This window comes from Streptomyces coerulescens (assembly GCF_042657965.1).
Classification (GTDB): Bacteria; Actinomycetota; Actinomycetes; order Streptomycetales; family Streptomycetaceae; genus Streptomyces; species Streptomyces coerulescens.
This window is the reverse complement of sequence record NZ_JBHSKM010000002.1, coordinates 495,215-515,743: the sequence shown is the minus strand read 5'-3', so window position 1 is coordinate 515,743 and position 20,529 is coordinate 495,215. Positions and strand designations below refer to the sequence as shown.

The window sequence follows — 20,529 nt, the reverse complement described above, 5'->3', positions numbered from 1 at the left end:
CGCCGCCCCTCGGGCTCAGGAAGTACCGTTGGACGGCCGCACCGTCCGCCATGGCGCGAACGCGCTCGCGCCGCGCGGCAGCAGCGCCGCCAGCTCCGGGCAGTGCCGCAGGATCACGGAGTTCATACCGCCCCGCTCCACCCAGTCGATGCCGAGCGGCGTGTACACCTCGGGCCGGTAGTCGACGGTGAGGAACCGGTCGGACTGCAGGCGGCGGCTCGCCATCAGGATGAACACCCGGAACGCGGTGTCGCTGAAGCCGAACCCGGTCGGCGGGTTCTCCCCGAACAGCCCCACGACGGTGTCGATCTCGTCGACCGTGCGGTAGACCTCCTTGAGTCGCGCCAGCGTCTCGGTGTTCTCCGTCAGCTCCTCGAAGGAGCGGATGCGCGGCTGGTGCAGCCCCGCCCGGAAGTCGTTGTAGCGGGGGACACCACGCCTCCGGGTCCGGACCAGGTCCACCACCGACAGATCGATGATCTCGCCCTCCCGCTCGAACCGCTGGAGCGAGCGCGGGAAGTTGTGCAGGGTGATCGCGCCGGGGTGGGCGATGCCGAACGAGTACAGGCTGTTCGCCAGTCCCGTCTTGCGGATCCGCGCCTCGGCCGCGCCGCCCTGGATGTCCGGGAAGCCGACCGTCTCCAGCCGCTGCCCGAAGCGGTGCTCGCGCAGCTCGAAGTCGTCCGGGATCAGCGGGTGCATGCGGTAGACGGTGACGAAGTCCTCGGTGAGGGAGTACGGCGCCGTGTGGTGGTCCGGCAGTGTCTTGGGGATGCCGGTGAGCGAGTGGGTCTCGAACAGCCACAGGCCCAGCTGGTTCAGCCAATTGCGCGGCGGGCCCTGCCAGTTGGTGTGCAGCGCGATGTCGATCGCCTCGGTCGCGAGGATCGCCGGGGTCCACTCCACCGTGTGGATCTTCGCGATCAGCGCGGAGACCACCAGCCGGGCCGTCTGGTGGATCCGCTCCTCGCTCATCGCCGGGTACTCGGCCCGCAGCGCTGCACACACCGCGTTGTGCTCCCGCGCGAACAACGTGTGCATCGCGCTGAGCCCCATCCACCAGCTGTCGCTGAAGCCCGTCAGCGGGGTACCGCCGTTGTCGGCGATGGGCAAGTGCCCGTTCTCCAGGCGGAGTTCGGCACGGCCCTCGACCTCGCGCAGGGACCGGGCGGTCCGCTCGTCGGCGCCGTACACCTCGGAGCCGTCCCACCAGTGGGAGGCGGTGTTGCCGAAGAGGAGGGGCGGCCGGCCCGCCACCTCGATGCCCTCGTTGTCCGCGAACCGCATCACGTTCTCGCCCGGCCCGCCCGGAGTGTTGTGCCACGGTCCGCTGCCGGGCGGCAGCGGCACCTCGACGTCGCGCTCGCCGGGCCTGTGACGGCGGTGGTTGACCCAGTCGTGCACCTGGAACTGGATCCAGGCCGCGGCCAGCACGTTCAGCGAGGTCGCCGGCAGGAAGCTCTCCCGGTACAGGAGTTGGCGGCTCACCGTCACCGGATTCGGGGTGTCGAACAGGTCGGGACGGTGGTCCGGCTGGAGATTGCGGCCGAAGGCCGAGCCGACGGCGCCCATCCGCGGCTCCGACAGATCGTTGTACGTGCCGTCGTAGGACCGTTCGCCGCGCAACCGCTCCGGGATCGGCTCCGGCACCCGCTGGGCGCGCGGCGGTGCCTCGCGCGGCTCGGTGTCGATCAGATTCAGACGGCGCAGCACCCGGCGCAGGAACACCAGGTTCAGCAGGCTCAGCCCTACCGGCAGTCGGTGCCAGGGCACCAACCGGTTCAGCAGCCCGAACGCCGCCTCCACCGGTCGGCCCAGCGCCCTGTTGCGCAACGGCTCCTCGGTGACGAACCGCAGCCCGAGCCGGTGCGCGCCGGACGCCTGGTACGCGGCCTTGCGGGCCCGGTTGATGTTGCCGAGCGGGCGGAACTCCTCGGTCGTGTACCAGGGGTTGAAGGCGAGGTCCTCGATCCGGCCGGCGGTCGCGAGTGCCTCGACGGCGTCCAGGTCCTGGCCGGGGATGGTCAGCCGGGCGACCGGGATCGCGGGCGACACGCCCTCCGTCCACTCCACCGACGCGTCCTCGACGGGAGTGCGCCGCTCGTCGACGAAGCGCTGCACGCACAGGTCGTACTCGACCGGTCCCCGCGCCAGCCGGCGGGCGAACTCCCGGTGCAGAAAGTCCGGGTCGCGACGGTCCGGGGTGGGCGCGGGCGGGCTGCCCGGCGCCGGCCGCAGCAGGAACCGTACCGGCCCCGCCTCGCCCCACAGCATCGCGCCACGGCTCCAGTACGTCTCGGTCGCGAGGGAGTCGACGGTGTGCCGCGTCGCCGCCCGCACATTGCGCCGCATCCGGCCGGCGGTCCGCGGCCCCACGGCGAGCGGCAACTTCACAAGCAGCGCGAACGCCTTCTGGAGGGGACTGCGGGCGCCCGTCATCGCCTTGGCGAAGGCCACGAACTCCCGGGCGTTCGCGGCATGCGAGACGGGATGGCTCGTCGCCAGCAGATCGTGGCTCTCCTCGTCCGAGACCCGCACCCTGACGGCCGCGCCGTGCAGATCGGGTGAGCCGTCGCCCTGCCGGATGCCGCTCGCGTTGGACAGCCGTACGGTCGCCGGATATGCGGCGCCGGGCCGGGCGAACCCCACCCGCAGGGCCGCCGGCAGGTCGTCGTGGAACCGCAGCCGCGCGTTCTCCACGGCCACCGGGGCCTTCGCGTGGAAGGCCCGCGCGACCGGGCCGCCACCGGCCCGCCGGTTCCTGGCCTGCACCCGCATCAGCTCGCGGGCCAGCCGCTCGAACACCAGCCGCTCCGCCTGCGGGTGGCCGCCCTCGTATCGTTCGTAGCGCTGCTCGTGCTGCCCTGACTCGGCCATCGGTGGTCTTCCTTCGTACACTCGGGCACGTCAGGCGGACGCCCGTGGGCGGGCACCCTGTATCGGTCCCGCCCACGCCCCAGCATCCCAGCAACCCCACCCGGCCGCATCCGCAGTGCCGGGGAACGCGGCTACTTCGACTCGACGGCGTGTCCGCCGAACTGGTTGCGCAGCGCCGCGACCATCTTCATCTGCGGGGAGTCGTCCTGGCGGGAGGCGAACCTGGCGAACAGGGACGCCGTGATCGCGGGCAGCGGCACGGCGTGGTCGATGGCCGCCTCGACGGTCCAGCGGCCCTCGCCCGAGTCCTGCGCGAAGCCCTTCAGCTTCTCCAGGTGCTCGTCCTCGTCCAGGGCGTTCACCGCGAGGTCCAGCAGCCAGGAGCGGATGACCGTGCCCTGCTGCCAGGAGCGGAACACCTCGCGGACGTTGTCCACCGAGTTGACCTTCTCCAGCAGCTCCCAGCCCTCGGCGTAGGCCTGCATCATGGCGTACTCGATACCGTTGTGGACCATCTTCGAGAAGTGCCCGGCACCGACCCGGCCGGCGTGCACATAGCCGTACGGCCCTTCCGGCTTGAGCGCCTCGAAGATCGGCTCGAGCGGCTCCACGTGCGCCTTGTCGCCGCCGACCATCAGCGCGTAGCCGTTCTCCAGGCCCCACACGCCGCCGGAGACACCCGCGTCGACGAAGCCGATGCCCTTGATGCCGAGTTCGGCGGCGTGCTTCTCGTCGTCCGTCCAGCGGGAGTTGCCGCCGTCGACGACCGTGTCGCCCGGGGACAGCAGGTCCTTGAGCTCGTCGACGACGCCCTGGGTGGCGGTGCCGGCCGGGACCATCACCCACACCGTGCGCGGCGCGTCGAGCTGCTGGACCAGCTCTTCGAGGCTCTTGACGTCGGAGACCTCGGGGTTGCGGTCGTAGCCGATGACGGTGTGGCCGGCGCGGCGGATCCGCTCGCGCATGTTGCCGCCCATCTTGCCGAGACCGATCAGACCGAGCTGCATGTCACTTCACTTCCTTGAGTTCACGGTAGGCGGCCACGAGGGCGGCGGTGGAGGCATCGAGACCGGGCACGTCCGCGCCCTGGGTGAGGGCGGGCTCGACCCGCTTGGCGAGGACCTTGCCCAGCTCCACGCCCCACTGGTCGAAGGAGTCGATGTGCCAGACGGCGCCCTGGACGAAGACCTTGTGCTCGTAGAGGGCGACCAGCTGGCCGAGGACCGACGGGGTCAGCTCACGGGCGAGGATCGTGGTGGTGGGGTGGTTGCCGAGGAAGGTGCGGTGCGGGACCTGTGCCTCGGGCACGCCCTCCGCGCGGACCTCGTCGGCGGTCTTGCCGAAGGCGAGCGCCTGGCCCTGCGCGAACAGATTCGCCATCAACAGGTCGTGCTGCGCCTTGAGTTCGTCGCTCAGCTCGGCGACCGGACGTGCGAAGCCGATCAGGTCGGCCGGGATCAGCCGGGTGCCCTGGTGGATCAGCTGGTAGTAGGCGTGCTGCCCGTTGGTGCCGGGCGTGCCCCACACCACCGGCCCGGTCTCCCAGCCCACGACGTGCCCGTCGCGGTCCACCGACTTGCCGTTGGACTCCATGTCCAGCTGCTGGAGGTAGGCCGTGAACTTCGACAGGTAGTGGCTGTACGGCAGCACCGCATGCGACTCGGCGCCGAAGAAGTTGCCGTACCAGATACCCAACAGGCCGAGGATCAGCGGCGCGTTGCCCTCGGGCGGCGCGCTCCTGAAGTGCTCGTCGACGGTGTGGAAGCCGTCGAGCATCGCCCGGAACTGCGCCGGCCCGATGGCGATCATCAGGGACAGGCCGATCGCGGAGTCGTAGGAGTAGCGGCCGCCGACCCAGTCCCAGAACTCGAACATGTTGTCCGGGTCGATGCCGAACTCGGTGACCTTGCCGGAGTTGGTCGACAGCGCCACGAAGTGCTTCGCGACCGCCTTCTCCTCGCCGCCGAGCCCCGCCACGAGCCAGGAACGGGCCGACGTGGCGTTGGTGATCGTCTCGATCGTGGTGAACGTCTTCGACGCGACGATGAACAGCGTCTCGGCCGGGTCCAGGTCCCGCAGCGCCTCGTGCAGGTCGGCGCCGTCGACGTTGGAGACGAACCGGAACGTCAACTCCCGTGCCGAGAACGGGCGCAGTGCCTCGTACGCCATGGCGGGACCGAGATCCGAGCCGCCGATGCCGATGTTGACGACGTTCCTGATCCGCTTGCCGGTGTGGCCGGTCCAGGCGCCGGAACGGACCCGCTCGGCGAACCCGCTCATCTTGTCGAGCACCGCGTGCACCTTGGGCACGACGTTCTCGCCGTCCACCTCGATCACCGCGTCCCGCGGCGCCCGCAGCGCGGTGTGCAGCACCGCGCGGTCCTCGGTGACGTTGATCTTCTCGCCGCGGAACATGGCGTCACGCAGCCCGGACACATCGGTGGCGACGGCGAGTTCCTGCAGCAGGGCGAGCGTCTCGTCGGTGATCAGGTGCTTGGAGTAGTCGATCCGCAGATCGCCCACACGGACGACGTACCGCCCGGCGCGGGACGGATCGGCGGCGAACAGCTCACGCAGCTGCGGGCGCTGCATCGCCTCCGCGCGGTGGTCCTCCAGGGCCGCCCACTCGGGGCGCCGGGAGAGCCTGGGGAAACCGGACAGCGAGTCAGACATGGGAGGAGGTCTCCTTGCCGGCCTCGCCCCGCAGGGCGATGGCGTACATCTCGTCGGCGTCGAGGCGCCTGAGCTCCTCGGCGATCAGTTCGGAGGTGGTGCGGACCTTCAGCGCGAGGGTCCGCGAGGGCTGGTCCGGCAGGGACAGCGTGGCCAGCGGGCCCTCGGGGCGGTCGATGACGATCTCGCCGTTCTCGGTGCCCAGGCGCACGCCCGTGACGACCGGTCCGGCGGTGACGACCCGCTCGGCGCTGACGTGCAGCCGGGCCTCCAGCCAGCGCGCCAGCAGCTCGGCGGCCGGGTTGTCGGCCTCGGCCTCCACGACCGCCGACACGATCGGCACCCGCGCCTGGTCCAGGGCCGCGGCGAGCATGGACCGCCACGGGGTGAGCCGGGTCCACGCGAGGTCGGTGTCACCCGGCGCGTAGGAGCGGGCGCGCACCTCCAGGTCCGACAGCGGGCTCTCGGTGGTGTACAGGTCGGTGATCCGGCGCTGGGCCAGCGCGCCCAGCGGGTCCTTCGACGGGTTCTCCGGCGCGTCCACCGGCCACCACACCACGACCGGCGCGTCCGGCAGCAGCAGCGGCAGCACCACCGAGTCGGCGTGGTCGGACACCTCGCCGTACATCCGCAGGATCACCGTCTCGCCGGTGCCGGCGTCGGCGCCCACCCGGACCTCGGCGTCGAGGTGGGAGCGGGTGCGGTCGCGCGGGGTGCGGGCGTGCCGCTTGATGACGACCAGGGTGCGCGCCGGGTGCTCGTGCGACGCCTCCTCGGCCGCCTTGATCGAGTCGTAGGCGTTCTCCTCGTCCGTGACGATGACCATCGTCAGGACCATGCCCACGGCCGGCGTGCCGATCGCGCGGCGGCCCTGCACCAGCGCCTTGTTGATCTTGCTTGCCGTGGTGTCGCTCAGGTCGATCTTCATGGCCTGCGCCAGCTCCGTCCGTCTCGTGCGAGCATCTCGTCGGCTTCCTCGGGTCCCCAGCTCCCGGACGCGTATCGCGCCGGCCTGCCGTGCTTGTCCCAGTACTCCTCGATCGGATCGAGGATCTTCCAGGACTCTTCCACTTCCTGGTGACGGGGGAACAAATTGGCGTCACCGAGGAGGACGTCCAGGATGAGCCGCTCGTACGCCTCCGGGCTCGACTCCGTGAAGGACTCGCCGTAGGCGAAGTCCATCGTCACGTCCCGGATCTCCATCGAGGTGCCCGGCACCTTGGAGCCGAACCGGACCGTCATGCCCTCGTCCGGCTGGACCCGGATGACGACGGCGTTCTGGCCGAGCTCCTCGGTGGCGGTGGAGTCGAAGGGGGAGTGCGGCGCGCGCTGGAAGACGACCGCGATCTCCGTGACCCGCCGCCCGAGCCGCTTGCCGGTGCGCAGGTAGAACGGCACGCCCGCCCAGCGCCGGTTGTCCACGTTCAGCCGAACGGCCGCGTACGTGTCGGTCCTGGAGCCCGGGTCGATGCCGTCCTCCTCCAGGTACCCGGGCACCTTCTCGCCGCCCTGCCAGGCCGCCGCGTACTGCCCGCGCACGGTGTGCTCGCCGAGGTCCTCCGGCACCTTGACCGCCCTGAGCACCTTCAGCTTCTCGGTCAGCAGCGACGCGGCGTCGAACGCGGCCGGCTCCTCCATGGCGGTCAGCGCCATCAGCTGCAGCAGGTGGTTCTGGATGACGTCACGGGCCGAGCCGATGCCGTCGTAGTAGCCCGCACGGCCGCCGATGCCGATGTCCTCGGCCATCGTGATCTGCACGTGGTCGACGTACGACCGGTTCCAGATCGGCTCGAACATCTGGTTGGCGAACCGCAGCGCCAGGATGTTCTGGACGGTCTCCTTGCCGAGGTAGTGGTCGATCCGGAAGACCTGCTCCGGGTCGAACACGTCGTGCACGATCGCGTTCAGCTCCCGGGCGCTCGCCAGGTCACGGCCGAACGGCTTCTCGATCACCGCCCGCCGCCAGGACCCCTCGGGGGCGTCGGTCAGGCCGTGCTTCTTCAGCTGCTGCACGACCTTCGGGAAGAACTTCGGCGGTACGGAGAGGTAGAAGGCGTAGTTGCCGCTGGTGCCGCGTGCCTTGTCCAGCTCCTCCACGGTCTGGCGCAGCCGGTCGAACGCCGTGTCGTCGTCGAAGTCACCGGGGATGAACCGCATGCCCTCGGACAGCTGCTGCCAGACCTCCTCACGGAACTCGGTCCGGGCGTGCTCACGCACCGAGTCGTGCACGATCTGCGCGAAGTCCTCGTCCTCCCAGTCCCGGCGGGCGAACCCGACGAGCGAGAAGCCCGGCGGGAGCATGCCTCGGTTGGCGAGGTCGTACACGGCCGGCATCAGCTTCTTGCGGGACAGGTCGCCGGTCACCCCGAAGATGACGAGCCCGGACGGGCCCGCGATACGGGGGAGACGGCGGTCCCGCGCGTCGCGCAGGGGGTTGTCCCAGTCCCAGTCGGAGGAGGTCATTCTGCGTCAGCTCCCTTGCTGCCGAGCGACTTCTTGACGGCGTCCAACAGGTCCTGCCACGCCACCTCGAACTTGGCGACGCCCTCCTGCTCCAACCGGGTGACGACCTCGTCGTAGGAGATACCGAGCCCCTCGACGGCGGCCAGGTCGGCACGGGCCTGCGCGTAGCCGCCCGTCACCGTGTCGCCGGTGATCCCGCCGTGGTCGGCGGTGGCGTTCAGGGTGGCCTCGGGCATCGTGTTGACGGTGCCGGGCGCGACCAGTTGGTCCACGTACAGAGTGTCCTTGTAAGCGGGGTCCTTGACGCCTGTCGAGGCCCACAGCGGGCGCTGCTTGTTGGCCCTGGCGCCGGTCAGGGCCGTCCAGCGGGCTCCCGACGGCGTGGAGCCGCCGGCGGAGCCGAACACATCCTCGTACGCCTCGTAGGCCAGGCGCGCGTTGGCGAGCGCGGCGCGGCCCTTCAGCGCGAGGGCCTCGTCCGTGCCGATCGCCGTCAGCCGCTTGTCGATGTCGGCGTCGACACGGGAGACGAAGAAGGACGCCACGGAGTGGATGGCGGACAGGTCCAGGCCCTTCGCGGAGGCCTTCTCCAGACCGGCCAGGTAGGCGTCCATGACCTCGCGGTAGCGCTCGAGCGAGAAGATCAGCGTGACGTTGACGCTGATGCCGAGGCCGATGACCTCGGTGATCGCCGGAAGGCCGGCCCGGGTGGCCGGTATCTTGATCATCACGTTGGGGCGGTCGACCAGCCAGGCGAGCTGCTTGGCCTCGGCGATCGTGGCCGTCGTGTCGTGGGCGAGGCGCGGGTCGACCTCGATGGAGACCCGGCCGTCGCGGCCGTCGGTGGCGTCGTACACGGGCCGCAGGATGTCGGCGGCGGCACGGACGTCGGCGGTGGTCATCATGCGCACGGCCTCGTCGACCGTGACGCCCCGCACCGCGAGGTCGGCGAGCTGCTCCTCGTAGCCCTCGCCGGAACCGATGGCCGCCTGGAAGATGGACGGGTTGGTGGTGACGCCGACGACGTTCTTGTCCGCGATGAGTTCGGCGAGGTTGCCGGACTCGATCCGCGTGCGCGACAGATCGTCCAGCCAGATCGAGACGCCTTCGTCAAAGAGGCGCTTCAGCGTGCCCGCGGTCGCGGTTGCTTCGGTGGTCACAGTGATCATCTTCTTTCTGCGTTCAGGTCAACCGCGGGCGGCGGCAAGCGATTCCTTGGCTGCGGCCGCTACGTTGTCGGGGGTGAAGCCGTACTCGGCGAACAGGGTCTTCGCGTCGGCGGAGGCGCCGAAGTGCTCCAGGGAGACGATGCGTCCGGCGTCGCCCACGAACCGGTACCAGGTGAGCCCGATGCCGGCCTCGACGGCGACCCGCGCCTTCACGGCGGGCGGCAGGACGCTGTCGCGGTACTCCCGCGGCTGCTGCTCGAACCACTCCACGGACGGCATCGACACCACCCGGGTACCGATCCCCTCGGCCTCCAGAGCCTCACGCGCGGCGACGGCGAGCCGGACCTCGGAGCCGGTCGCGAGGAGAACGACGTCCGGCGTGCCGGTGGAGGAGTCCTGAAGGACGTAACCACCCTTCGCCGCATCGGCGTTGGGCGCGTACGTCGGCACACCCTGGCGGGTGAGCGCCAGGCCGTGCGGCGCCGGGTCGGTGGAGTGGCGGCGCAGGATCTCGGCCCAGACGACCGCGGTCTCGTTGGCGTCCGCGGGGCGCACGATGTTCAGGCCCGGGATGGCACGCAGCGACGCCAGGTGCTCGACCGGCTGATGGGTGGGGCCGTCCTCGCCCAGGCCGATGGAGTCGTGCGTCCAGACGTACGTCACGGGCAGCTGCATCAGGGCCGACATGCGTACGGCGTTGCGCATGTAGTCGGAGAACACCAGGAACGTGCCGCCGTAGATACGGGTGTTGCCGTGCAGGGCGATGCCGTTCATCTCCGCGGCCATCGAGAACTCACGGATGCCGAAGTGGACGGTGCGGCCGTAGGGGTCGGCCTCCGGCAGCGGGTTGCCCTTGGGCAGGAACGAACTCGTCTTGTCGATGGTGGTGTTGTTGGAGCCGGCCAGGTCGGCCGAGCCGCCCCACAGCTCGGGAAGGACCGCGCCCAGCGCCTGAAGAACCTGGCCGGAAGCCGCGCGGGTCGCGACGGACTTGCCCTCCTCGAAGACCGGGATCGCGGACTCCCAGCCCTCGGGGAGCTGGCCGGCGACGATCCGGTCGAAGAGACGGGCGCGCTCGGGGGCAGCGGCGCGCCAGGCGCCGAACCGCTTGTCCCAGGCGGCGTGCGCCTCGGCACCCCGGTCCAGGGCACGGCGGGCGTGTGCGAGGACCTCGCCCGCGACCTCGAAGGACTTCTCGGGGTCGAAGCCCAGCAGACGCTTGGTTGCGGTGATCTCGTCGTCGCCGAGGGCGGAGCCGTGCGAGGCCTCGGTGTTCTGCGCGTTCGGGGCGGGCCAGGCGATGATCGTGCGCATCGCGATGATCGAGGGACGCCCGGTCTCGGCCTGCGCCGCCTTGAGCGCCGCGTACAGCGCGTGGACGTCGACGTCGCCGCCGAGCTCCGGCTCGATCCGCTGCACGTGCCAGCCGTACGCCTCGTAGCGCTTCAGCACGTCCTCGGAGAACGCGGTCGCGGTGTCGCCCTCGATGGAGATGTGGTTGTCGTCGTAGAGGAAGACCAGATTGCCGAGCTTCTGGTGGCCGGCGAGCGAGGAGGCCTCGGCGGAGACGCCCTCCTCCAGGTCGCCGTCGGAGATGATCGCCCAGATGGTGTGGTCGAACGGGGACTCGCCCTCGGGGGCGTCCGGGTCGAACAGGCCGCGCTCGTAGCGGGCGGCCATCGCCATCCCGACGGCGTTCGCGACACCCTGGCCCAGCGGTCCGGTCGTCGTCTCGACGCCCGCCGTGTGGCCGTACTCGGGGTGACCCGGCGTCTTCGAACCCTGTGTCCGGAACGACTTGAGGTCGTCGAGCTCCAGCTCGTACCCGGCGAGGAAGAGCTGGGTGTAGAGGGTCAGCGAGGTGTGGCCGGGGGAGAGGACGAAGCGGTCGCGCCCGGTCCACTCCGGGTCGGCGGGGTCATGCCGCATCACCTTCTGAAAGATCGTGTACGCGGCGGGCGCCAGGCTCATCGCCGTGCCCGGGTGGCCGTTGCCGACCCGCTGCACGGCATCGGCCGCGAGAAGGCGGGCCGTGTCGACGGCACGCCGGTCGAGTTCGGTCCATTCGAAGGGGGCCGGGGTCTGCGTGCTCATCTTCAAAAAGTCCTCGATCGAAGCGAAGTGGCTGGTCCAACGCGTTCAAAAGTAAAAGTCTGACTTTTGAGAGGGAAGGTCGGCGTGTGTCACGCTGTGGTGAAAATGGGACACCGCGAGGCGCGCCGCGCACGGCTGAGCAAGGGGTGCGCACGGGTGAGACGGCATGAGACGGACATGGTGGAAATGGCGGATATCGCGGACGCGGGCGCTCAAGGGGGCGACGCGATACGGACGTTTCCCTTCCCGGCCGACCTGAGCGTCCTCGGCGTCGGCATGCAGGTGGGCCGGATGGGCGCCGGCCGCACCTGGCACGCCACCGACGCACCGCTGGAGCGGGTGCACCGCATCGACTTCCACGTCGTGATGCTCTTCACCGAGGGGCCCGTGCGGCACATGATCGACTTCGCCGAGTACGAGGCGAACGCCGGCGACCTGCTGTGGATCCGCCCCGGCCAGGTCCACCGCTTCTCCGGCACCGACGACTACCGCGGCACCGTCCTGACCATGCAGCCCGGCTTCCTGCCCCGCGCCACGGTCGAGGCGACCGGCCTGTACCGCTACGACCTGCCGCCCCTGCTCCACCCCGACGAGTCCCAGCTCCCCGCCCTGCGCTCGGCCCTCGCCCAGCTGCAACGCGAGTACGAGGACAGCACGACGCTGCCGCTGACCCTGCACACGGCGGTGCTGCGGCACTCACTGACGGCGTTTCTGCTGCGCCTCGCCCATCTCGCGGCGAGCTCGGCGGAGGCGGAGCGCCACCAGGGCGACACGACGTTCACGCTCTTCCGGGACGCGGTGGAGCGGGGGTTCGCCACGAACCACAGCGTCAGCGCGTACGCCGACCAGCTCGGGTACTCGCGCCGGACTCTGGTGCGTGCGGTCCGCGCCGCCACCGGCGAAACGCCCAAGGGATTCATCGACAAGCGGGTCATCCTGGAGGCGAAGCGGCTGCTGGCCCACACGGACATGCCGATCGGGAGAGTGGGGGCGGCGGTCGGGTTTCCGGACGCCGCGAACTTCTCCAAGTTCTTCCATCAGCACACGGAGGTCACGCCGGCGGGGTTCCGGGCGGAGCTTCGTTGAACACACCGATCGTCCGACGTCTGCGGCGCCGTCGTGGCTTGCGCAGTTCCCCGCGCCCCTAGGGGGTTGTCGGGCGGGTTTCGTACATTCGTGTCGCCACTATCAGTCCCGAAGCCGCTGTCAGTGCCGCTACCGTCCAGATCGCTGTCGTCAGCCCGTAGGCGTCGGCCAGCACTCCCGCCAGCAGCGCGCCCACCGCGAACCCTCCGTCGCGCCACAGTCGGTACACGCCGACCGCTCGGGCCCTCCAGGCCGGGTGGGCCACGTCGCCGATGACGGCCAGGAGGGTCGGGTAGACCAAGGCGGTGCCGAGGCCCAGTAGGGCCTGGGCCGCTGCCCATGCCGGGAACGTCGTTCCCTCGGCGACCAGGGCGATCGCGGCCGCCTGGAGGAGCATGCCCGCCGTGATGAGGTGTTTGCGGCCGACGTGGTCGGACCACCACCCGGTGACCAGTTGCCCCGCTCCCCACACCGCCGGATAGAGGGCCGCGAGGAGGCCGATCTGCGCGACCGACAGCCCGTGTGCGGCGAACAGCAGGGGGAAGACGCCCCACGCGAGGGCGTCGTTGAGGTTGTTGACCATGCCCGCCTGGCTGGCCGCCGACAGCGCCCGGTCGCCGAGGCTGGTCCGGCGGGCGATCTGCCCGGTCGTCAACTCCCGCTCCTCCAGGGCCTGTACGGGATGCTGTGCGGCCTCGGCCCGGGCGTGTTCGCGGGTCTCGCGAACGGCGAACACGGACAGGCCGAGGGCCAGGACGAGATACGCGGCGCCCAGCAGGAAGGGCTCGGGGCGCAGTCCGGCGTGTTCCGCGATCGCCCCCGTCGCCATCGCGGTGGCGGCCACCGCGCCGTATCCGGCGGCCTCGTTGAGGCCCATCGCCAGGCCGCGCCGCTCGGGACCGGCCAGGTCGATCTTCATGATGACCGTCGTGGACCAGGTCAGTCCCTGGTTGACGCCCAGCAGGACGTTCGCGGCGACGATCCAGCCCCATGACGGCCCCCAGGCCAGCATCGCGGGCACGGGCAGCGCGATCAGCCATCCGGCGACCAGCACCGGCTTGCGTCCGTACCGGTCGGAGAGGGTGCCCGCGACGAAGTTGGTCACCGCCTTCGTCGAGCCGAAGGCCAGGATGTAGGTCAGGGCGGCCGTGTAGGCCGACAGGTGGAAGACGTCGTCGGCGAGCAGCGGCAGCACGGTGCGCTCCTGGCCGAGCATGCCCCCCACCAGGGCGTTGACGAGAACGAGCAGGCTGAACTGGGCCAGGTTGGCGCGCAGTCCGAGCCGTACGGCCCGGGTCTGGGTGTGGGTGGTCACGCGCCCTCCTGGAGCGGGCGCCCGGTGGCCTCGGCCCAGTCGTCGGGGCCGCCCACGAGGACGGCGACGTCACGGTGGCCGCCGCGCTGAAGGAGGCTCGCCCCGGTCATGGCGCGCTCCCCGTGCGCGCAGTGCACCACGGTGCCCGCCTGCGCCTCGTCCGCGCGGCCGGTGAGGTCGCCGAGTTCGATGCCGAGCGCGCCGGGGATGTGCCCGGCGTCCCACTCGGACCGCTGGCGCACGTCCAGGACCGCACGGTCGTCGATGCGTCCGGGCTCCACGAGCTCCACGGTCTCCCGCTCGCCGCCGTCCGCCGACCAGGCGTCCATCGTCAGCCGCCCGCACAGCCGCTCGTACCCGATCTTCAGGGCCTGGAAGGCGAGTTCGGCGAGATCCTGGCCGGGAGCCGTGACGAACACGAGCGGGGTGTCCCCGGGCAGCAGCCAGCCGAGCCAGGTGGCGAACTGGTCCCGCAGATGGACGGAGAGGGACCCGGGTATGTGGCCGGCGGCGAAGTCCCGCACCGACCGTACGTCGACGACCTGCGCGCCTGTGTCCAGCAGCCGGCGCACGTCGGCCGGGGCCAGCTCGGGCAGCGACGGTGCGGCGTCGAGGACCGCGGGTCCGCGCCGGTTGGCCTCCGCCAGCCGGTCGAAGTACGCGGGGTAGGACCCGAGTCCGTCAAGGAGCAGACGTACGAAGGTGTCCTCGTCCGGTGCGGTCAGCAGGGCGTTCGCCCGCTGCTCGGCGCCGATGGTGGTGGTGCGCTCGGCGCCCGGGGGAGCGGAGCAGAAGGAGCCGGCGCCGTGCGTGGGCCACACCGGGGTCGGGTCCGGGAGCCGGGCCAGACGACGCAGAGAGCGGTACTGCGCACGCGCCAGCTCCAGTGCGCGGTCGGCGCCGAGCAGATCCGTACGGGCGGCCGAGCCGACGATCAGCGAACCGCCGGTGAAGACCCCCAGCTCCCGTGCCCCGTCCAGGAGCAGGAAGGACAGGTGCTCGTCCGTGTGACCGGGGGTGGCCAGCGCGCGCAGGGTCAGCCCGCCCAGGTCCACCTCGTCCCCGTCGGACAGGGCCCGGTGCGCGAAGGCGCGGCGTCCGGCGGCGGAGGCAAGCACCGTGGCCCCGTCGTCGGCCGCGAGCTGGAGCGCGCCGGTGAGGAAGTCCGCGTGCAGATGGGTGTCCGCGGCGAAGGCGACGGTGAGCCCGCGCCGCTCCGCCTCGGTACGCAGCGCGCGCAGATCGCGGGAGGCGTCCACGGCCAGGGCGCGGCCCTCGCCCAGGTCGACGAGGTAGGCGCTGTTGCCGAGGCCGGTGTCGACCAGCGGAATCAGATGATCGTCGGCGAAGCCCATCGGGTCCTCCACAAGCCACGTTACGAGTCAGGTGGTTTCCACGCCCACCCTTCCCTTACAATATTCCATGGAATTGTGGAGGAAGCCATGGGAGACGTGGTGCGCAAAGCCGCCCTGTACGACGCCTTCGCCCGCACCGGCAAGGCGCTGAGCAGCGGAAAACGTCTGGAACTGCTCGATCTGCTGGCCCAGGGCGAGCGCACAGTCGACGCCCTCGCCAAGGCCGCCGGCCTGAACCTGACCACCGCCTCGGCCCACCTCCAGACCCTCCGGCAGGCCGGCCTGGTCGCCACCCGCCGCGACGGCGTACGCATCCACTACCGTCTGGCCGGCGCCGATGTCGCCGCCCTGTACGCCCTGCTCCGCCAGGTCGCCCAGGCCCACCAGCCCGCCGTCGAGCCCGCCCGCACCGCCTACCTCGGAGCCGACGACACCGAGGCGGTCGACCGCGAGGAACTGCTCGCCCGCGCGACGGCCGGCGAGATCGTCGTCCTGGACGTGCGCCCGGCCGAGGAGTACGCGGCCGGCCACATCCCGGGCGCCGTGTCCATTCCCGTCGACCAACTCGCCGAGCGCGTGGCCGAGTTGCCCGAGCGAACCGAGGTCGTCGCCTACTGCCGGGGCGCCTACTGCGTCCTGGCCCACGACGCCGTACGACTGCTGCGGGAGCGAGGCCGCACCGCCGTACGTCTCACCGACGGGATGCTGGAGTGGCGGCTGGCGGAGCTGCCGGTCGAGAGGGCGGCGTGAACCGGCGGGGTCCCTTGACACGGGGATCCGGTGTGCCTACGAAACGTGCATGACCGCCCACAAAGAAGACAAAGAAGCCAAAGAAGACGCCGTGCCCGTGTCGTCCACCGACCTGGACGGCACGGCCGCGCACGCCTCCGTCACCCTCCTGGAACGCCTCGCCGAGAAGCTCGGCGGCCGTGCCTCCGTCACCGCCGTCTACGGCGAAGCCGTCACCGCCGACGGCATCACCGTCATCCCGGTCGCCAAGGTCGCCTACGGCTTCGGCGGCGGCGCGGGACGCTCGGTCGAGGGCGCCAAGGCCGGGGACGGCGGTGGCGGAGGAGGAGGCGTCGAGGCCAGGCCCCTCGGCTACATCGAGATCCGGGACGGCGTCAGCACCTACCGGCCCATCAGGGACACCTGGCGCGACATCGTGCTCCCCCTGGGCGCACTCGCCCTTGCCCTCACCCTTCCGAAGGCCGTCCGCTCGCTGCGACGGCGGCGCTGAGACACACCGGTGCCCCGCGAGGACGTCCTCGCGGGGCACCGGCGGAGGGGCCGCGCCCCGAAGGGGCGCGGGGCTGTGGCGATGTGCGGCTCCGTCGCGTGGGCGCGGCCGGCCACGACGAACCCGCACACGACCGACGGCCCGCCGCGGCTCTACCCGCGCAGCGCTCAGTGGCCGAAGTTGAACCAGTTCACGTTCACGAAGTCCGCCGGCTGACCGCTGGTGAAGGTGAGATAGACATCGTGCGTGCCGGTCACGCCGCTGATGTTGGCCGGGATCGTCCGCCACGCCTGCCAGCCGCCCGTGTTGCCCACCGCGAAACTGCCGACGGGCGCGTTGCCGCGGCTGTCCAGGCGCACCTCGACCAGACCGCTGACGCCGTTCGCCGCACCGCTCGCCACCCGGCCGACGAACTGGTTGGCCGCCGAGGAACCGAAGTTGACACCCCGGTACAGCGCCCAGTCGCCGTTCGCGAGGGAGGCGATGTTCTGCCCGCCGCCCGAGTCGGAGGTGGACTCGGTGCCCACGCCGCCCTGGCTGTCGTAGGACTCGGCCTGGATGGCGCTGTAGGCGTCACGGTTGCCCGTCGGCGGGGGTGTGGTGCCGCTCCCGCTGGACAGCACCTGGACGTAGTCGACGACCATCGAGTGGCCCGGCTGCGTGCCGGCGTCCGGGCCGCCGCCGAAGGCGTCCGGGAAGCCGCCGCCCATTGCCACGTTGAGGATGACGAAGAAGCCGTGGTTGGTCGCGTTCGTCCACGTCGTCGCGTCGACCTGGTTGGCCCGTACGGTGTGGAAGTTGACGCCGTCGAGATAGAAGCGGATCTCCTCGACGCTCGTCGAGCGGTCCCACTCCATCCGGTAGGTGTGGAAGCCCGCCTGGCAGGTCGTGCCGGAACAGGTCGTGTTGCTGCCGATGCCGCTGGTCTCGTTGCAGGGGCCGCCCGGTGAGGTGCCGCAGTGCATGGTGGCGAACACCGTGTTCATCCCCTGGGTGTTCTCCATGATGTCCAGCTCGCCGACACTGGGCCAGTTCCAGTAGTTGCCGCGGTACGGCGCGCCCAGCATCCAGAACGCCGGCCAGTACCCCTTGGCCCCGGCCCCGGTCACGTTCGGCACCTGGATACGGGACTCCACGCGCAGTTTGCCGCCCGCCGGGGGCTGGAAGTCGGTGCGGTTGGTCTCGATGCGCCCGGAGGTCCAGTTGCCGGCGGCGTCCCGGCGGGGCGTGATGCGCAGATTGCCGTTGCCGTCGAGCGAGACGTTGTCCGTGCTGCTCGTCATCGTCTCGATCTCGCCGGTGCCCCAGTTCGCGGGGCCGCCGGGATAGCCCTTGCCGGTCGCGTACTGCCAGTTGGAGGTGTTCACGCCGGAGCCGGCGGCGCCCTGGAAGTCGTCCAGGAAGACCTGCGTCCAGCCCGAAGGAGGCGGGGGCGCGGAGGCGTTGGCGGACGGAACGGCGACGGTGACAGCGGCCGCCACCAGGCCGAGCGTGCCGAGCACGGCCAGCAGCGCGCGTCTAGGGGAGCGGGGTCTGCGGTGTATGCCGGAGGGGTCACTCATGGGGGTGCTGCCTCTCGGTGTACGGAAGTGGGGGGGGAGCTGGGTGCCCTCGAGGTCCTGGACCACTGTGCGAACCTGAGAGCGCTCTCAGAGTGCCGCCAATGTCCTCCCCGGTGTTGCGGTCGTCAAGCCATAGAGCAGGGAAATCCCTTGCACCCCAGGGAAGTTCACTCCGTGAAGGCAGCCGGGTCCCGGAGCTAGGGTGAGGTTCCATGGAACTTGCCTTCACCGGCTCGGTGATCGAATGGCGCGGACCGGCGCCCTACTACTTCGTCCGGATCCCCGACGAGGAGTCCGCCGACATCCGCGACGTGGCCGCGATGGCCACCTACGGCTGGGGCGTGATCCCCGTCGAGGCCCGAGTCGGCGAGATCGCCTTCGAGACGTCTCTCTTTCCCAAGGACGGCGGCTACCTGCTGCCGCTGAAGAACGCGGTACGGGGGCCGCAGGGGCTCGGGGCCGGCGACGAGGTCACCGTGAAGATGACCGTGCGCCTGTAGGCACCGGCGCCGGGGCCTCCTCGTGCAGTCCGAACCGGTCGTGTGCCCGGCGCAGCGGCTTCGGGGCCCACCAGGCGCGGCGGCCGAGCAGGGCCATCGTCGCCGGGACCAGCAGCATCCGTACGATCGTCGCGTCGATCAGCACCGCGAGGGTCAGGCCCAGGCCGATCTGGAGGATGGGTGCGAAGCCGCCGGTCATGAAGGCGCCGAAGACCACCGCGAGCAGCAGTGCCGCGCAGGTGACCACGCGGCCGGAGCGGCGCAGGCCGGTGACCACGGCTTCCCGGTCGTCGCCGGTGAGCTCCCGTGCCTCGCGCATCCGGGCCAGGATGAACAGCTCGTAGTCCATGGCCAGTCCGAAGGCGATCGCCACGATCAGCGGCGGCGCCGTAAGACTCAGCGCGCCCAGGCCCTCGCCGCCCAGCAACCCCGCCAGGTGCCCGTCCTGGAAGACCCACACCACCGCGCCGAGCGCGGCGCCCAGGCTGAGCAGAGTCGTCAGGATGGTGCGCAGCGGGATCAGCAGCGAACCGGTGAAGGCGAAGAGCAGGGCGAAGATGCCGACCAGGACCGTGACCGCCGCCCAGGGCGCCCGTTCGGCGAGCATCTCCCGGAAGTCCACCAGACGCGCGGCCGGACCGGCGACCTCGACCGGCTCGTCGCCGCGCACGTCCCGGATCCGCTGGACCAGCGCGGTGGCCTCCGCGCCGTCGACGCTGCCCGGCGGCTGGACCCGCAGGACCGTCGCCCCGCCCGGCAACGCATGGGACTCGGCCGTCGGGGACAACGCCCGGATCCGCTCGACGGTCGCGGAGTCCGTGCCCGGCTTCATCACCACGGAGATCGGGGAGACACCGGTCCCGGGCGGGAAATGGGCGTTCATGGTGTCGTACAGCTGCCGTGCCTCGGTACTCGCAGGCAGCTGTTTGGCGTCGCCGAGATTGATCGTGATACCGGTGACGGGCAGCGCCAGCACCAGCAGGACCGGTACGACGGTGGCCACCACGGCGACCCGGCGGCGGGCCGAGAAGCGGGCCAGGCGGGCGAAGACGCGACCCTCCTCGCCCTCCGGCCGGACCTTCGCCGGGGCGATCTTCCCGCCGAACCTCGCGAGCAGCGCCGGCAGCAGCGTCAGCGCGGCCAGCATGTCGACCACCACCACCGCGGCCACGGCGAGCCCCATGCTCCGCAGGAACACGCTCGGAAACACCAGCAGCCCGGTCAGGCTGACCGCGACCGTGAGCCCCGAGAACAGCACGGTACGGCCGGCCGCCGCGACCGTACGCTCCACGGCCCGAGCCACGTCCTCGGTGCCGCGGCGCTCCTCGCGGAAGCGGACCACCATCAACAGGGCGTAGTCCACGGCGAGTCCGAGCCCCAGCATCGTGGTCACCTGGATCGCGTACACCGAGATGTCGGTGACCTCGCTGAACAGGAACAGCCCGAGGAACGCCCCCGCGATCCCGCTGACCGCGATCACCAGGGGCAGCGCCGCCGCACGCAGCCCGCCGAACACCACCAGCAGCAGGGCGAGTACGACCGGCAGGGAGATCAACTCCGCGTTCCGTACGTCCTCCTGGGCCCGCTCGGCGATCTGCGTGCCCAGCAACGAGCCGCCGCTGACATGCACCTCGGGCGCGTCGATCTGCCGGATCCGCTCGGCCGCCGCGTCGACGGCGTCCTCCTCGTCGCCGCCGTCGAGGCCCCCTTCGATGGCGACCGGGATGATCAGGGCGCGCCCGTCCTCGGCGGTCAGGCCACGGGTGGCGTACGGGTCGGGCACGGCGGCCACCCCGTCGATGGACCGCACGTCGGCGACGGCCCGCTCGACCTGGGCCCGCAGCGCGGGGTCGGAGACGGCGGTGCCCTCGACGACACCGGTGATCGACTCCCCGGAGGGGTCGGCACGGTCGAGGTACTGTGCGGCGGCCTCGGACTCGGTGCCCGGGACGTCGGCCACATTGTCCGTGAGGCGGTTGAAGACGCCCGTCCCGAGGCCGAAGCCGAGCAGCAGGAAGAGCACCCACAGGGCGATGACGGTGAGTGGGCGGCGGGTAGCCGCCCGGGCGAGCGTGGTGAGCACGGTCCCTCCTGGCAGGACGGTCGGTTGCCATCGCCCTCAGGCTCACGCCCCGGGGGTGGCCACCGGATCGCCGGTGGGAGCGGTTTACGGGCCTCCGTCGCACGGGGGAGGG

The 20,529-nt window shown here is 71.1% G+C and carries 15 protein-coding genes; 4 read left to right on the top strand and 11 right to left on the bottom strand.

Translation table 11 applies throughout. The features are described 5' to 3' along the window. Positions 1-15: 15 nt before the first annotated feature. The 7 genes from ACFPQ9_RS03835 to tkt form a co-directional block, all read right to left on the bottom strand. Positions 16-2,877, bottom strand: coding sequence for a peroxidase family protein (locus ACFPQ9_RS03835; RefSeq protein ID WP_380846455.1), 2,862 nt, complete (start codon positions 2,875-2,877; stop codon positions 16-18). Between the two features lie 131 nt (positions 2,878-3,008). Continuing rightward, on the bottom strand, positions 3,009-3,884 hold the full coding sequence (gene gnd / locus ACFPQ9_RS03830) for a phosphogluconate dehydrogenase (NAD(+)-dependent, decarboxylating) (protein ID WP_380846452.1): 876 nt from the start codon (positions 3,882-3,884) through the stop codon (positions 3,009-3,011). A 1-nt stretch (position 3,885) separates the two neighbouring features. Further along, positions 3,886-5,538, bottom strand: coding sequence for a glucose-6-phosphate isomerase (gene pgi, locus ACFPQ9_RS03825; protein ID WP_380848387.1), 1,653 nt, complete (start codon positions 5,536-5,538; stop codon positions 3,886-3,888). Positions 5,539-5,542: 4 nt separating this feature from the next. Then, positions 5,543-6,478 (bottom strand): glucose-6-phosphate dehydrogenase assembly protein OpcA, encoded by a 936-nt coding sequence (gene opcA, locus ACFPQ9_RS03820; RefSeq protein WP_380846449.1) that lies wholly within the window; start codon positions 6,476-6,478, stop codon positions 5,543-5,545. Beyond that, positions 6,475-8,013, bottom strand: a complete 1,539-nt coding sequence (gene zwf, locus ACFPQ9_RS03815; RefSeq protein ID WP_380846446.1) for a glucose-6-phosphate dehydrogenase — start codon at positions 8,011-8,013, stop codon at positions 6,475-6,477. The genes opcA and zwf overlap by 4 nt, the downstream gene beginning before the upstream one ends. After that, a complete protein-coding gene (tal, locus tag ACFPQ9_RS03810; RefSeq protein ID WP_380846443.1) occupies positions 8,010-9,182 on the bottom strand; it encodes a transaldolase in 1,173 nt (390 codons plus the stop codon). Before tal ends, zwf begins: the two co-directional genes overlap by 4 nt. Positions 9,183-9,200: 18 nt before the next feature. Beyond that, on the bottom strand, positions 9,201-11,276 hold the full coding sequence (tkt, locus tag ACFPQ9_RS03805; protein ID WP_380846440.1) for a transketolase: 2,076 nt from the start codon (positions 11,274-11,276) through the stop codon (positions 9,201-9,203). A gap of 186 nt (positions 11,277-11,462) precedes the next feature. Here tkt and ACFPQ9_RS03800 point away from each other — a divergent pair, with 186 nt between their 5' ends. Next, complete coding sequence (locus ACFPQ9_RS03800) at positions 11,463-12,362, top strand: helix-turn-helix domain-containing protein (RefSeq protein WP_380848384.1); 900 nt, start codon at positions 11,463-11,465, stop codon at positions 12,360-12,362. Positions 12,363-12,420: 58 nt separating this feature from the next. On the opposite strand, the gene ACFPQ9_RS03795 is transcribed toward ACFPQ9_RS03800, so the two are convergent. Beyond that, positions 12,421-13,677, bottom strand: coding sequence for an MFS transporter (locus ACFPQ9_RS03795; RefSeq protein ID WP_380846437.1), 1,257 nt, complete (start codon positions 13,675-13,677; stop codon positions 12,421-12,423). Beyond that, complete coding sequence (locus ACFPQ9_RS03790) at positions 13,674-15,032, bottom strand: MBL fold metallo-hydrolase (protein WP_380846434.1); 1,359 nt, start codon at positions 15,030-15,032, stop codon at positions 13,674-13,676. The genes ACFPQ9_RS03795 and ACFPQ9_RS03790 overlap by 4 nt, the downstream gene beginning before the upstream one ends. Before the next feature lie 87 nt (positions 15,033-15,119). Here ACFPQ9_RS03790 and ACFPQ9_RS03785 point away from each other — a divergent pair, with 87 nt between their 5' ends. After that, positions 15,120-15,782, top strand: coding sequence for an ArsR/SmtB family transcription factor (locus ACFPQ9_RS03785; RefSeq protein WP_380846431.1), 663 nt, complete (start codon positions 15,120-15,122; stop codon positions 15,780-15,782). Between the two features lie 49 nt (positions 15,783-15,831). Continuing rightward, the gene (locus ACFPQ9_RS03780) at positions 15,832-16,272 is read left to right on the top strand and encodes a GerW family sporulation protein (protein ID WP_380846429.1); all 441 of its coding nucleotides are present in this window, start codon (positions 15,832-15,834) and stop codon (positions 16,270-16,272) included. A 167-nt stretch (positions 16,273-16,439) separates the two neighbouring features. Here the strand turns inward: ACFPQ9_RS03780 and ACFPQ9_RS03775 are convergent, their stop codons facing one another. Further along, on the bottom strand, positions 16,440-17,834 hold the full coding sequence (locus tag ACFPQ9_RS03775) for a glycoside hydrolase family 16 protein (RefSeq protein WP_380846426.1): 1,395 nt from the start codon (positions 17,832-17,834) through the stop codon (positions 16,440-16,442). Between the two features lie 212 nt (positions 17,835-18,046). Here ACFPQ9_RS03775 and ACFPQ9_RS03770 point away from each other — a divergent pair, with 212 nt between their 5' ends. Next, the gene (locus ACFPQ9_RS03770) at positions 18,047-18,334 is read left to right on the top strand and encodes a DUF1905 domain-containing protein (RefSeq protein ID WP_380846423.1); all 288 of its coding nucleotides are present in this window, start codon (positions 18,047-18,049) and stop codon (positions 18,332-18,334) included. Here ACFPQ9_RS03770 and ACFPQ9_RS03765 read toward each other — a convergent pair. Then, positions 18,306-20,417, bottom strand: a complete 2,112-nt coding sequence (locus ACFPQ9_RS03765; RefSeq protein ID WP_380846421.1) for an MMPL family transporter — start codon at positions 20,415-20,417, stop codon at positions 18,306-18,308. The genes ACFPQ9_RS03770 and ACFPQ9_RS03765 overlap by 29 nt on opposite strands. Between the last annotated feature and the right edge of the window lie 112 nt (positions 20,418-20,529).